Origin of the sequence: Tenacibaculum sp. 190130A14a (assembly GCF_964048965.1) — a bacterium.
Taxonomy (GTDB): Bacteria; Bacteroidota; Bacteroidia; order Flavobacteriales; family Flavobacteriaceae; genus Polaribacter; species Polaribacter polynesiense.
In genome coordinates, this window is the sequence record NZ_OZ040189.1 from 3,249,687 (window position 1) to 3,262,735 (window position 13,049).

Here is a 13,049-nt window from a genome sequence, read left to right on the forward strand (position 1 = left end):
GTATACAATGCTCATTAACAGCAAATTTCTAAAAGCCTTTTGAATTTTTAAAACACCAATTATGAGCTTTATAAAAACTATAAAATACGATTATCTACAACGTACTAGAAGCTATGCTTTTCTCATAACTTTATGTGCAAGTTTAGCTATTGGATACACGTTTGTACCAGAGCCTAATGCCAATTACTCCACAATTAGAATAGATGATTATGTTGGTGTATATAATGCTGCTTGGTTTGGCTATGTCACGGCAATTATGACTTCTATCTTCTTATCTCTTATAGGGTTTTACTTAGTAAACAGTGGAATAAAAAAAGATATTGATACGAAAGTAGGACAGATTATAGCGGCTACTCAATTGTCTAACTTTCTTTATATCTTATCAAAAGCAATTAGTAATTTTTTAATACTACTTACCATTGTTGGTGTAGTTTTTATCATGAGCATTGCACTCTTCTTTTTATATAACGATGGAGGGGCTTTTGAAATATGGAAATTCGTAAAACCATACTTGTTAATTCCGATACCTGCTATGTTTTTAGTAGGGGTTATTGCGGTATGTTTTGAAATTATTTTGAGAAAGTATACTGTTCTTCAAAATGTTATTTACTTCTTTTTATTTTCTTTTTTAATGATACCTCAAGCAACAACAGAAGCAGAATTCGCTACAGATGTTTTTGGTAGTAAAATTGTAATTCATCAATTGGAACAAAAAGTAAGAAACATCAAAGGTTTAGAACAAGACATTGATATGACCGTTGGATATGTTTTAGGAAACACAACAAAAGCAAAGACTTTTGAATTTAACGGTATTGATTTTCCAAAGAGTTTTATTTTAAGTCGTATAGTATGGATTCTTTTAGGCCTAATTATTATGACTATGGTAACTCCACTATTTCATCGTTTTTCCTTCAAAAAAGTAAACTCAAAAGCAAAAATCAAGATACGTTTAGATTCAAAAGGAATGAAAGATATTAACCTTTCTCTTCTACCAAAAGTGCAAAACAACTTTGGAATTTTTCCTTTAGTAAAAACAGAACTCTTGTTACTTATAAGAAACGGTAGCAAATGGCTCTGGTTTCTAAATATCATTGGAATGATATTCCTAACAACGCTACCTGTTAGTATCTCACATCAATTTGTATTACCTATTTTATGGTTTTTCCAAGTAAGCCGATTATCTAATTTAACTTCTAAAGAAATTAACAACAATATACATTACTTTGCTTTTGCCTCGTTTAAACCAATCCAAAGAGTTTTGACTTCACAAATTCTTTCAGCATTTCTATTAATGTTGTTCTTAGCTACTCCTCTCTTCATACGATTAGGTATTCAAACAAACTTTCTTTCTATAATATCTGTTAGTCTTGGAGCATTCTTTATTGTCTTACTCGCATCAGTATTTGGAATTTTAACAAAAGGTAAAAAACTATTTGAAGTAGTATTCTTTTTGATAACCTATGCAAACATTAATAGCATTCCAATAACGAATTACTTTGGTTTTCTAGAAGTTTCAAATCAGTTTTTCTCAACCATACTGATATGTATATGTTCATTGCTAATTTTAATATATCTTTCTAGAATCTATCAACTTAGAAAAGCATAAAACTTCAGTAATATTTTATAAACCACTGCAATCTATTTAGTTAAATCAGAAAACAAATTAATTTAAGCTAAAAAGCCTCATTAAAAAAACTAATGGGGCTTTTCATTCAATTTATTATACTATTAACTTCTTTAACTCATCTTTTTATTTAGATTTGTGTTCGATTATAATTAACCAGTCAAAACAATGAAAAGATTAATTGTATTATTACTGTTAATATCTAACATCGTAAGTGCTCAAATTTTAGAGCCAGTAAAATGGAACTTTAAGGCTGAAAAAATTAATGAAACTGAATTTAATTTAATTTTTACAGCTAATTTAGATCAAGGATGGGCAATATATTCTCAACATATTGAGAAAGGAGGCCCTGTACCAACCGAGTTTTTCTTTGATGCAAATGATGCCGTAGAACTTATCGGAAACGTTATTGAAAGTGAGACCAACAAAAAAACCTCTCAAGACCCACTGTTTGATAACATGACTGTTTCTAAGTTTACAAAGAAAGCCGTGTTTACTCAAAAAATAAAAATCAAAGATTTACAAACAAAACTAATAGGTAGTGTTAATTTTATGGCCTGTGATGCAGAACGATGCATTCCTCCATCGGATGAAAACTTTGAATTCACCTTTAACAATGAAACTTTAGACAAGGGTGCTCAAGAAGAAACTATTAGCGTAAATGATACTGAAGTAAATCAATTACTATATGGTTTATCTCCAAGTGAGATGAATCCAACTACTACAAATTGTAATGACGAACTAGCAAGTACCACAAACGAAAAAAAGGAAGGAAAATCGCTGTGGAATATTTTTATGCTTGGTTTTTTTGGAGGGTTAATAGCCTTGCTTACACCATGCGTATTTCCTATGATTCCTTTGACAGTTAGCTTTTTCACTAAAAAAGGAGCACAAAGCAAAAGCTCTGGAATATACAAAGCTTTGTTATATGGATTTTTCATTTTAGCAGTATACTTAGTACTAAGTATACCTTTCCATTTAATGGATTCTATCAATCCAGATATCTTAAATGAAATATCAACCAACGTATGGTTAAATGTAATTTTCTTTGTCATTTTTCTATTCTTTGCGTTCTCATTCTTTGGATATTACGAATTAACCTTGCCAGCTAGCTGGACGAACAAAACAACGCAAGGAGAAAATATTGGAGGTATTCTAGGAATATTCTTTATGGCCCTAACACTTGCCATTGTATCTTTCTCTTGTACTGGACCAATTTTAGGATCATTATTAGCAGGATCACTAACTACAGATGGTGGTGCATGGCAATTAACTGCCGGAATGGGTGGATTTGGTGTAGCCTTAGGGTTACCTTTTGCCTTATTTGCAATGTTCCCTAATATGCTTAACTCTTTACCTAAATCTGGTGGGTGGTTAAACACAGTAAAAGTAGTATTAGGATTCTTAGAATTAGCATTAGCTTTTAAATTCCTTTCGAATGCAGACTTAGTACAGCACTGGAATATATTAAAGATTGAACCTTTCTTAATTTTATGGATTATCATTTTTGCTGGACTTACTCTTTATTTATTTGGTAAGATTAAATTCCCACATGATTCACCGATTAAAAAATTATCTTTCTTTAGAATTTCTTTTGGAGTATTGGTATTGGCCTTTACCATATATTTAGCCTCTGGATTTAGAGTTAATGAAGAAACAAAAACATTTACTCCTTTAACTTTATTAAGTGGTTTAGCTCCTCCTGTCGGATATAGCTTTATCTATCCAAATGATTGCCCGAACAACTTAGAATGTTTTAAAGACTTGAAAACAGGAATTGAATATGCTAAAAAAGTAAACAAACCTATTTTACTAGATTTCACAGGATATGCTTGTGTAAACTGTAGGAAAATGGAAGAGCATATTTGGCCATTAGCAAAAGTTGACAACTACTTACGAAATGATTATGTATTGATTTCATTATATGTTGATGATAGAAAAACACTTCCAGAAAACGAGCAAGTTCATGTAAATAGGATTAATGGAGGTACAAGAAAACTGGAAAGTTATGGTCATAAATGGGCTAACTTCCAAACACAATTTTTTAAAACAAACTCACAACCTTTTTATGTTTTATTAAGCGCTGATGGAAAACAGATCTTAAATAAACCAGTGGGATATACTCCAGACGAAGGTGACTATACCAACTTTTTACAATGTGGTTTAGATGTGTTTAAAGAATTAAACAATACCATTACACAACCAGCAATAGAACTGGTTCCAACATTAGAATCAACAGATCAAAAAGATCTAGTTCAATAAAAATAAAAGAGCAGTAATTAATTACTGCTCTTTTATTTTTTTACATATTATTTTCTAGACTAAATCAGCTAACGTATTATTTCTTAGTACTTGTAAGGTGTTATCTCTAACCTGAATCATTAATTTATGAACGGAACAAGCATCTTCATCTGGGCAGTCTTCACATTTTTCATAAAAATTCAAACTTACACAAGGCACCATGGCAATAGGACCTTCTAAAGTTCTAATAACATCTGTCATTTTTATATCTTCCGCCTCTTTTAATAAATAATATCCTCCACCTTTACCTTTCCTTGCTCCTAAAAACCCAGCTTTTCGTAAAGTAAGTAAAATACTCTCTAAAAATTTATGCGAAATATTTTCACTTTCAGAGATCGTAGCGATTTGAACCTTGTCTCCTTTTGGTTGTTTCGCAATAAACGTTAATGCCTTTAAACCATATTTTGTTTTCTTTGATAGCATAATGCAAAAATAACTTTTATATCTAAACCATTTCCTCTAATATAGTACAATTATTTATAGTAATAAATATGTAACTTCGTAATTATGGAATTACTGTTTTTAGGCTTAGCGGGAGGCGCAATCATCTCATATTTTGTTTTTCAAAAATTTTCATATTCAAACAAGAAAAGTATTACTGAAAAACAGTCAGTTGTGCTTTTAGACAAAATTAAAAAAGTATCGAAGCTGATTACTGTTGAAGGAGAATTTGCTGAAATTTATCATCATGAAAATACCAAAGAAAAATTTTTAGGTTTATTTAATAGTAAGAAAAAAGCCATCATATTAATCAACGCAAAAGTGCATATAGGCTTTGATTTCAGAAAGATTCAAATGGAGTCTAACACAAAAAAGAAAACCATCATACTTTCACACTTTCCAGAACCTGAAGTTTTTTCCGTAGAACCAAACATCCGTTTTTATGATATTCAAAATGGGTTATTAAACAAATTCAGTTCAGAAGATTTAACTCAAGTAAACCAAGAAGCCAAAGAACATATTTTACAGAAAATTCCTGAAAGTAACCTTATGCAAACAGCTAATAAAGAAGCTCTAGAGGCTATCGTATTAATGCAAAACCTAGTAGAAACGATTGGTTGGAAATTAGACTATACTTCTTTAGAACTACCCACGTCAGATCAAAAATTTTTAGAATAAAAATTTCTTAAGGTTGGACAATTATCGAACATATTTAAAGTTATTTTTAATCTCTGTTGTTTCCCTATTTGTGTATTCAATAATACTTAACTCTGAAACAATTCAGGAAATTCAACAGAAACTTGACCATGATTATTTAAGCGATGGCTTTGAATTTTTCCTTTTTACAGCAATTCTAAAATATTTTTTCTTGATACTTGGTGTACTTTCTCTTATATTTCTAGGATATACTTTTCTTAAAAATAGAAAAAATGCATATTGAACAATTCAGAAACTATTGTATTACTAAAAAAGGAGTTACAGAGCATTTTCCCTTTGACGATAATGTTTTAGTTTTTAAGGTAATGAATAAAATGTTTGCTTTATCTGGTTTAGATAGCTGGGAACAAAACGAACCTCAAATTAACTTAAAATGCAATCCAGATTGGGCATTAGAATTACGAGGTGAATATGAAAGTATTAATCCAGGGTATCATATGAATAAAAAACATTGGAATACGGTTACAATTAACCAAGATGTTTCAGATACTTTTGCTTTTGAATTAATAGACCATTCTTATGATCTTATTGTAAAAAGTTTACCTAAAAAAATAAAAGCTGAATTAGAAAACCTTTCCTAATGATAAAAAAAGAGCTGCGAAAAATCTATAAACAAAAGAGAAAAGAGTTAACTCAAGAACAAATAGCAGGTTTTCAACAAAGCATTGAAGCACAAATAGAACGTTTAGATTTCTCAAAGATTCAAAACATTCATATTTTTCTCCCTATTGAAAAGCAAAAAGAAATAAATACCTATCCTATTATAGACTTTTTACAAGCTAAAGGGAAAAACATTATTATTAGTAAAAGTAATTTTAAAGACAATACACTAACTCATTTTATCTTCAAAAAAGACACTCTTTTAGAAGTGAATAATTATGGAATTCCAGAGCCAGTTAATGCCACTCCTTTTGAAGTAACGGAAATCGATTTAGTATTTGTACCGCTATTAATTTCTGACCATAACAATTATAGAGTTGGCTACGGTAAAGGCTTTTATGATCGTTTTTTATCAGAATGTAAGTCTACGATAAAAACAATTGGATTGAATTTTTTTAAACCTATTGATAAAATTTCAGATACTAATGCATATGATATTCCACTAGATATCATGATATACCCTAAATAAAAAAATCTCGCTAATAGCGAGATTTTTTATTTAATATTATTTGATGAAATTATCCGTTCATAGAGATTAAAAACTCTTCATTATTTAAAGAAGTTTTAATTCTATCTTGAATAAACTCCATTGCTTCAATCGGATTCATATCTGCTAAATACTTACGTAACACCCACATACGTTGAACTGTCTTATCATCTAATAATAAATCATCTCTACGAGTACTTGATTTAATTAAATCGATAGCTGGGTAAATTCTACGGTTCGCAATATTACGCTCTAATTGTAATTCCATGTTACCAGTTCCTTTGAATTCTTCGAAGATTACTTCATCCATCTTAGAACCAGTTTCTGTTAATGCAGTAGCAATAATTGTTAAAGAACCTCCATTTTCAATATTACGAGCCGCTCCAAAGAAACGTTTTGGTTTATGTAATGCATTTGCATCAATACCTCCTGATAATATTTTACCAGAAGCTGGAGCTACCGTGTTATAAGCTCTTGCTAAACGTGTAATAGAATCTAACAAGATTACTACATCGTGCCCACATTCTACTAAACGCTTTGCTTTTTCCAATACTATGTTTGCTACACGTACATGCTTATCAGCTGGCTCATCAAAAGTAGAAGCTACTACTTCTCCTCTAACACTACGCTGCATATCGGTAACTTCCTCCGGACGTTCATCTATTAACAATACAATTTGATAAACTTCTGGATGATTCGCTGCAATTGCATTTGCCACATCCTTTAACAACATTGTTTTACCAGTTTTAGGCTGTGCTACAATCATACCACGCTGCCCTTTTCCTATTGGAGAAAACAAATCGATAATTCTAGTTGATAAAGAACTTCCTTTTTGAGCTAAGTTAAATTTTTCATCAGCAAATAACGGAGTTAAATGCTCGAATGACACCCTATCTCTAACAATATTCGGGTTTAAACCATTAATTTTTGAAACTCTAATAAGTGGAAAATATTTTTCCCCTTCTTTTGGTGGACGTACATTACCTCTTACGGTATCTCCTGTTTTTAAACCAAATAATTTAATTTGAGATTGAGAAACATATACATCATCTGGAGATGACAAATAATTATAGTCTGATGAACGTAAAAAACCATAACCATCTGGCATCATTTCTAATACACCTTCACTTTCGATTATTCCATCAAATTCAAAATCAGGATCACGATACTTATTACCACTCTTATGTTGGTAATTTTTACCGTTTTGCTTATTATGATGTTGACGCTGCTTATTTTGGTGCTGGTTACGTTGTTTATTTTGCTGTTGCTTTTGCTGCTGTTGTGGAGGCTTTTGATCTGAAGTATCTTTTCTTTTAGCCTCTTGCTGAACTTCTTTTTTAGGAGCTTCTTTTTTAGGAGCCTCTTTCTTAACTACCTTTTCTTCCTTTCTTTCAGTAGCTTCTGCCTTTTTATCTTTAGCCGGTTCTTGCTTAGGTTTTTCTTTACTTTCAGCCTTTTTAACTATTCTTTTTCTTTTAGGTTTCTCTTCCTTTTTAGTTTCCACCTCTTTTGGTGATGATTCAGCTTGCGCATCAAGAATCCTGTAAACTAAATCTAACTTTTTTAGTTGGCTAAACTTAGTTAAACCTATTTGCTTTGCAATAGCTTGCAATTCAGCTAATTTTTTAGCTTTCAATTCAGAAATTTCAAACATTTCGTCAATTAATTAAATTAAAATCCTTTTAATAAGGGTGAAGAATCTTTTATTATATTTTATTTTTGATTGCTATTATAATTGAATATTATAACAGAGTTAGTGCGGTTTTATGCAACAAATATAGATAAATAATTTAATATACAATGTTTCTTTCTTAAAAAAAGAAATATTACATTTGCTACCCAATTACAAAAAATGATACAACGAATACAATCTATATATTTATTAATAGCCGCAGTTTTAGCTGGTGTTCTAACTTTTGTTTTTAAGTTATGGAGCGATGCAAATGCTACACCAATTAATGTAATAGATTTGTTTTCGGCAGAGACACTTACTGAAAAGTTGGTTCCAGTATTATTTTATGGTTCTGCTATTATATCGTTAGCAACCATTTTTCTATTTAAAAACCGTCAATTACAATTTGTATTAGGACGTGTTAATGTATTGATAAATCTTTTTTTATTAGGATTGTTGATATATCTATCACTAACATTATCTGGAGAAACAGCCGTTTCTGAGAAAGGTATTGGGATGTTCTTTCCTGTTCTAATTATTTTGCTAGTAGTTTTAGCAAATAAAGCCATTAAAAAGGATGAAGATCTTGTAAAATCTGTAGATAGATTACGATAAACCTAACATCTTAGTATATTTAGTGCGAAAAAACCGAAGTTTTTAACTTCGGTTTTTTATTTTTGAATACTCCGTATTTACTGGCCTTTTTCGTTAAAATGTTAAAGAAATGTTAAAGAAAACTCAGGGTTATCCCTGATACGCTCAGGGTAAACCCTGAGTCAACGTATAGGGTTATTGAGTATTGTGTAAACTAAACTCCTAGTATAAATTTGTAAGTGTAAAAACAATGAGTAAGATACAAGTTCACATTGCAGATGACCATAAGATATTAATAGAAGGTGTCATTGCATTATTAAATACTGAAAACGACATACAAGTTCGTGATTTTTCTTTAACAGGAAAAGAAGTTGTACAATGGTTCTCAAACAACAAGGCAGACGTTTTGATTCTAGATATAAACATGCCTGAAATGGATGGAATAGATGTACTTAGAACCTTTAAACAAAGGGGTGTCAAAGTAAAAACAATTATTCTATCTAGTTTAACAGACCCAAAACTTGTTCAAGAAATGATAGCACTTGGTGCTAACGGTTTTTTAGACAAAAGTTGTGCATACGAACATATAATCGACGCTGTAAAAGCTGTACATAAAGGATTACAATACTTTAGTGATGATATTAAAACTAGTTTATTTAACCTATATGTTACTGAGTCTAAGGAAGAAGAAGAAGCTTCTGAAGTAGATGAGTACTTAACTGACCGAGAGGTAGAAGTTTTAAAACTTATCGCAAAAGAAAAAAATTCTTCCGAAATTGCAGAAAGTCTGAATATAAGTTTAAAAACTGTTGAGACATATCGACGAAATTTGTATAAGAAATTACAAGTGAAGAATGTAGTAGGTTTAGCGATGTACGCCGTTAAAAATAACATTGTATAGGAGAAAATTTGCTTTAGTCCCCCGAGTTGTATATCCCCCGCAAACTTTTATACTAAAGTACATCGCTAATAACTACTAGACTTTTTACACTTGAAAATATAAAACCTAAAAGTGGTGTACATATAATTCCTTGAATTAGGAAGAAAGAGAAAGAACCCTTCATTTTGTTTTCTTTACCCCCTAAACCAAGAACGTCCCCCGTTTCTATTATACAGTACACCGCTTTTTTTAATTTATTAGAAGTCCCAAATCTTTATAGAGGTCCCTCGATTTCTTATTACCAATTATTAAATAATTTTATTCAACTTAAATTCTAAAAACTTAAATTATGAGAAAAATAGCTCCTTATTTTTTAGCCCTTAGTTTAGTTTTTGCATCATGTTCATCTAATGAAGGGGAGGTTATTGAAAACAACAAACCAGGACAAAAACTATTGACATCATATACTTTAAAAAGAGACGGTAGCGGTGCTTACTCTGTTGATTTTGACGTAAACAACAATACAGAAGTTGCTACGTTTAAAGGTAAGAACAACTCCAATGACATATTATTATCTGAATCAAGTACTCCAACTAAAAGAAGTTATTCTAACGAATATGCCATTGAGAATGATCAATTGCAAATTGGATTCATTGAAAACAATTCTGGTAGAAAGCGAAGAATTACAGTTACCGACGATAATATTACCTTTGCAAAAGGAACAGTTACAGAATTTTTAAATTCCTATAGTATCACTTCTAATGAAGATAACACATATCAATTAGATTTTAAAGTAAATGAGGATGTACAAACCGAATTCATTTATAATGAAGATATCGAAACATATGAAATACATTTATCTAAAGGAGAAGCAAAACAACAAAGTTTTTCAAGACATTTTGAAAGTTTAAACTCAGGTGTTTTAAAAATAAACTTTGTTAATCATAAAGAAGTAGTTGCTAAAACCGAAGAAAGCAGTGAGACAGGTAGAAAACCAAGAATTGTAATTACGGATGGAGGAGATTTTGGTGATTAATAAATATTAAAATACTTAGTTGTATAAATGTCTAAGATATATACCATATTTTTTTTAACATTATTTCTTTTAACAGGAAACACTGTTTTGTCAATGGCATCAAATAATGCCAATACAGTTGCTTTAAACCGTGGTAAAACTGCTACAGCACAAAAAGACAAAACAAATGATTCAATATATAAAGTTTTAAAGAAACTCTATAAAATAAAAAAATATCCTGAAGTATTAAAAGAAGCTCTTATTGTTTTCAATAATGCAAAAAACGACAAAGACTTTTTCTTAATGTATCAGACTGCTGAAATAATTGCAGATGTTTATAAAAAATCCTTTAATTATAAGTTATCTATTAAGTATTACAAGCTATCTATTGAGAGTTTGAATAATTATAAAAACTTAAATAACGAAAAGTTACTTCAGAATGATAACCTAGACTTGTTATCTAAAAGTTATTTAAAAATTGGAGCTACTTATTTAAGTATTTACAGAAACTTAAAACATAAATATACAGATTCTAATTATCAGAAATTATTGGATGTTGGAGTTTCTAAAAGTTATGATACTGAGTTTAGTTCAGTAGAAGACATAACAAAATTTAAAGATAGCGCTTATTATTATTTTTCTAAGCTTGAAGAATTACCTTCACTTAATGATGAAATACTAAAGAGTAAAGCTATTTCACATATAAATATGTCTGCAATGTATCAGTTAGACTCCATGTATGTTGAAGCAAAAGAATCTGTTTTAAAAGCTATAGAAATTCACAAAAAAAGAAATGATAAAATTAGATTAGCACAATCATTAACAAACCTTGGAGGTGTATATAGTTCTACAGGTGAATATAATAAAGCTAAAGAAACCTATTATAAAGGTATTGAAACAATTAAAAAAAATGAATCTGAAGAGGCTATCAAACTTAAAGCTGATTTATATTTTAATTTGGCATGGGCCATGCGCAATTTAAAAGATTACAAGGCCTATGACTACCAAGAATTATCATATGAAATAGAAGATGTTTTAAAGGAGAAAGATATTAGAGATATAATAAAAAAAATAGAGGCGAATCATAAAGAAAATTTAGAAGCTCAAAAAATAGATTATATAAAAGAACAAAGAAAACTTAAGGAAGCTGAAGACTCAAGAGCAAAATGGCTTTTTAGCCTATTAAGTGTTTTAGTTTTATTAATCTCTGGTGTAGTGATATACAACTATAAGCTTCGACAAAAGAATCTTAGTTTAAAGCTATCTGAAAGTAATTTATTACAACAGCAAAGTATAGAGAAACTAAAATCTGAAGCGCAAATAAAAATATTAAACGCCACTATAGATGGTAAAGAATCTGAGCGTAAATTAATTGCAGAAACTTTACATGATAATGTAAGTGCCTTATTGTCTTCTGCAAACATGCATTTAAGTGCCACCAAAAAACAATATAACGGAGATACTCCGTTAGAAGTAGAAAAAACACGTGCTATTATTTTAGAAGCCTCTCAAAAAGTAAGAGACTTATCACACAATTTAGTTTCTTCTATTTTATTAAAGTTCGGACTAGAATATGCCGTAAAAGATGTAGCTAAAAAATACTCTAACAGCCAATTAGCTTTTGAAGTTTCCGCTCAAAACATTAATAGGTATAATCAAGAGTTTGAAATAAAAATCTTTAATATTATTCAAGAACTGATTAATAATATTATTAAACATAGTAAAGCGAACCATGCTAAAATTGCATTAAAAGAAGAAAAAGATCAACTAACCATTCTTATTAGAGATGATGGGGTCGGTTTTGCCCCCTCATCATCCTCTATTAAAGACGGAATTGGTTTAAATCAAATTGATGCTCGCGTACATGTTATGAACGGTAAGTTTATTATGAGTTCTGAAATTAATAAAGGTACAGAGGCAATTATTACGGTACCTATTCAGCAACAAAAAAAAGAATTTAAGTTAACCTCGGTGAGCTAATTCAATTACCTCCATATTTTTAACTGCTGCATTTTCTAACTCAAAACGTAACATAGTTCTTACCTTATGAAAACCATGATTACCAGCAGCACCAGGATTTAAATGTAATATATTCAGTTTTTTATCAAACTGAACTTTTAATATATGCGAATGACCACAGATAAACAACTGTGGTTTTTCTATTTTTAAATCTTCCCGAACCCTTTGATTGTATTTATTCGGATATCCTCCTATATGCGTTATCCATACTCGAACTCCTTCTACCTCAAATTTATTATCTAAAGGAAACTCTGCCCTAGCATCTTTATCATCAATATTGCCATATACCGCTCTCAAAGGCTTGTACTCCTTGATAGTATCGGTTACTTTTAAATCACCAATATCTCCAGCATGCCAAACCTCGTCCGCTTGTTTTACAAACTTTAAAATTTGATCATCAATAAAACTATGGGTGTCTGATAAAAGCAGTATTTTTTTCATGAAGATTTAATTTCAAAACGAAATTAAATAAAAAAACTCGCAACACAAGGGGTCACGAGAATAGAGGGGTTTATATAAAGGGGATTTATATAAGGGGAAAATTCACTGTCTTGAATACCTTCCAAAGGTAAAATATTTCTATAGATAAAAAATTAACATATGGTAAAAAAATAAATCCAAGTATAATTTAAAGCTTGT

General features: G+C 30.2%; 12 protein-coding genes. 9 read left to right on the top strand and 3 right to left on the bottom strand.

The window, feature by feature from the left end; genetic code table 11:
* The first annotated feature begins 61 nt into the window (after nt 1–61).
* Together ABNT22_RS15095 and ABNT22_RS15100 are read left to right on the top strand one after the other, a co-directional pair.
* Complete coding sequence (locus ABNT22_RS15095) at nt 62–1,606, top strand: hypothetical protein (protein ID WP_348717842.1); 1,545 nt, start codon at nt 62–64, stop codon at nt 1,604–1,606.
* A 186-nt stretch (nt 1,607–1,792) separates the two neighbouring features.
* Nucleotides 1,793–3,886 (top strand): protein-disulfide reductase DsbD family protein, encoded by a 2,094-nt coding sequence (locus tag ABNT22_RS15100; RefSeq protein ID WP_348717841.1) that lies wholly within the window; start codon nt 1,793–1,795, stop codon nt 3,884–3,886.
* Nucleotides 3,887–3,940: 54 nt separating this feature from the next.
* Here the strand turns inward: ABNT22_RS15100 and ABNT22_RS15105 are convergent, their stop codons facing one another.
* The gene (locus tag ABNT22_RS15105) at nt 3,941–4,348 is read right to left on the bottom strand and encodes an Rrf2 family transcriptional regulator (protein WP_348717840.1); all 408 of its coding nucleotides are present in this window, start codon (nt 4,346–4,348) and stop codon (nt 3,941–3,943) included.
* A gap of 84 nt (nt 4,349–4,432) precedes the next feature.
* On the opposite strand from ABNT22_RS15105, the gene ABNT22_RS15110 reads away from it, so the two are divergent.
* The 3 genes from ABNT22_RS15110 (at nt 4,433) to ABNT22_RS15120 (ending at nt 6,212) form a co-directional block, all read left to right on the top strand.
* Nucleotides 4,433–5,044, top strand: a complete 612-nt coding sequence (locus ABNT22_RS15110; protein WP_348717839.1) for a DUF4230 domain-containing protein — start codon at nt 4,433–4,435, stop codon at nt 5,042–5,044.
* Nucleotides 5,045–5,295: 251 nt separating this feature from the next.
* Nucleotides 5,296–5,664, top strand: a complete 369-nt coding sequence (locus ABNT22_RS15115; protein ID WP_348717838.1) for an MmcQ/YjbR family DNA-binding protein — start codon at nt 5,296–5,298, stop codon at nt 5,662–5,664.
* Nucleotides 5,664–6,212 carry a 5-formyltetrahydrofolate cyclo-ligase gene (locus ABNT22_RS15120; protein WP_348717837.1) on the top strand — a complete coding sequence of 183 codons (549 nt, stop codon included), beginning with the start codon at nt 5,664–5,666 and terminating at the stop codon, nt 6,210–6,212. Before ABNT22_RS15115 ends, ABNT22_RS15120 begins: the two co-directional genes overlap by 1 nt.
* Nucleotides 6,213–6,261: 49 nt before the next feature.
* Here the strand turns inward: ABNT22_RS15120 and rho are convergent, their stop codons facing one another.
* Nucleotides 6,262–7,884: a transcription termination factor Rho gene (gene rho, locus ABNT22_RS15125; protein ID WP_348717836.1), complete on the bottom strand. Its 1,623-nt coding sequence runs from the start codon at nt 7,882–7,884 to the stop codon at nt 6,262–6,264.
* A gap of 198 nt (nt 7,885–8,082) precedes the next feature.
* Between rho and ABNT22_RS15130 the strand changes: the two genes are divergently transcribed.
* The 4 genes from ABNT22_RS15130 (at nt 8,083) to ABNT22_RS15145 (ending at nt 12,371) form a co-directional block, all read left to right on the top strand.
* Nucleotides 8,083–8,517, top strand: a complete 435-nt coding sequence (locus ABNT22_RS15130; protein WP_348717835.1) for a DUF4293 domain-containing protein — start codon at nt 8,083–8,085, stop codon at nt 8,515–8,517.
* Between the two features lie 229 nt (nt 8,518–8,746).
* Entirely contained in the window at nt 8,747–9,397 is a 651-nt protein-coding gene (locus tag ABNT22_RS15135) for a response regulator transcription factor (protein ID WP_348717834.1), read from the top strand.
* A 328-nt stretch (nt 9,398–9,725) separates the two neighbouring features.
* A complete protein-coding gene (locus ABNT22_RS15140) occupies nt 9,726–10,412 on the top strand; it encodes a hypothetical protein (protein WP_348717833.1) in 687 nt (228 codons plus the stop codon).
* 93 nt (nt 10,413–10,505) lie between these two features.
* On the top strand, nt 10,506–12,371 hold the full coding sequence (locus ABNT22_RS15145; protein WP_348717832.1) for an ATP-binding protein: 1,866 nt from the start codon (nt 10,506–10,508) through the stop codon (nt 12,369–12,371).
* On the opposite strand, the gene ABNT22_RS15150 is transcribed toward ABNT22_RS15145, so the two are convergent.
* Complete coding sequence (locus tag ABNT22_RS15150; protein ID WP_348717831.1) at nt 12,354–12,851, bottom strand: metallophosphoesterase family protein; 498 nt, start codon at nt 12,849–12,851, stop codon at nt 12,354–12,356. The two genes, ABNT22_RS15145 and ABNT22_RS15150, sit on opposite strands and share 18 nt — an antisense overlap.
* Between the last annotated feature and the right edge of the window lie 198 nt (nt 12,852–13,049).

What these genes read in the sequence shown, in the direction of transcription:
- ABNT22_RS15150 (WP_348717831.1), bottom strand. Translation starts at nt 12,851, where the DNA reads ATGAAAAAAATACTGCTTTTATCAGACACCCATAGTTTTATTGATGAT.
- ABNT22_RS15130 (WP_348717835.1), top strand. Translation starts at nt 8,083, where the DNA reads ATGATACAACGAATACAATCTATATATTTATTAATAGCCGCAGTTTTA.
- ABNT22_RS15105 (WP_348717840.1), bottom strand. Translation starts at nt 4,348, where the DNA reads ATGCTATCAAAGAAAACAAAATATGGTTTAAAGGCATTAACGTTTATT.
- ABNT22_RS15145 (WP_348717832.1), top strand. Translation starts at nt 10,506, where the DNA reads ATGGCATCAAATAATGCCAATACAGTTGCTTTAAACCGTGGTAAAACT.
- ABNT22_RS15095 (WP_348717842.1), top strand. Translation starts at nt 62, where the DNA reads ATGAGCTTTATAAAAACTATAAAATACGATTATCTACAACGTACTAGA.
- ABNT22_RS15120 (WP_348717837.1), top strand. Translation starts at nt 5,664, where the DNA reads ATGATAAAAAAAGAGCTGCGAAAAATCTATAAACAAAAGAGAAAAGAG.
- rho (WP_348717836.1), bottom strand. Translation starts at nt 7,884, where the DNA reads ATGTTTGAAATTTCTGAATTGAAAGCTAAAAAATTAGCTGAATTGCAA.
- ABNT22_RS15115 (WP_348717838.1), top strand. Translation starts at nt 5,296, where the DNA reads ATGCATATTGAACAATTCAGAAACTATTGTATTACTAAAAAAGGAGTT.
- ABNT22_RS15135 (WP_348717834.1), top strand. Translation starts at nt 8,747, where the DNA reads ATGAGTAAGATACAAGTTCACATTGCAGATGACCATAAGATATTAATA.
- ABNT22_RS15100 (WP_348717841.1), top strand. Translation starts at nt 1,793, where the DNA reads ATGAAAAGATTAATTGTATTATTACTGTTAATATCTAACATCGTAAGT.
- ABNT22_RS15140 (WP_348717833.1), top strand. Translation starts at nt 9,726, where the DNA reads ATGAGAAAAATAGCTCCTTATTTTTTAGCCCTTAGTTTAGTTTTTGCA.
- ABNT22_RS15110 (WP_348717839.1), top strand. Translation starts at nt 4,433, where the DNA reads ATGGAATTACTGTTTTTAGGCTTAGCGGGAGGCGCAATCATCTCATAT.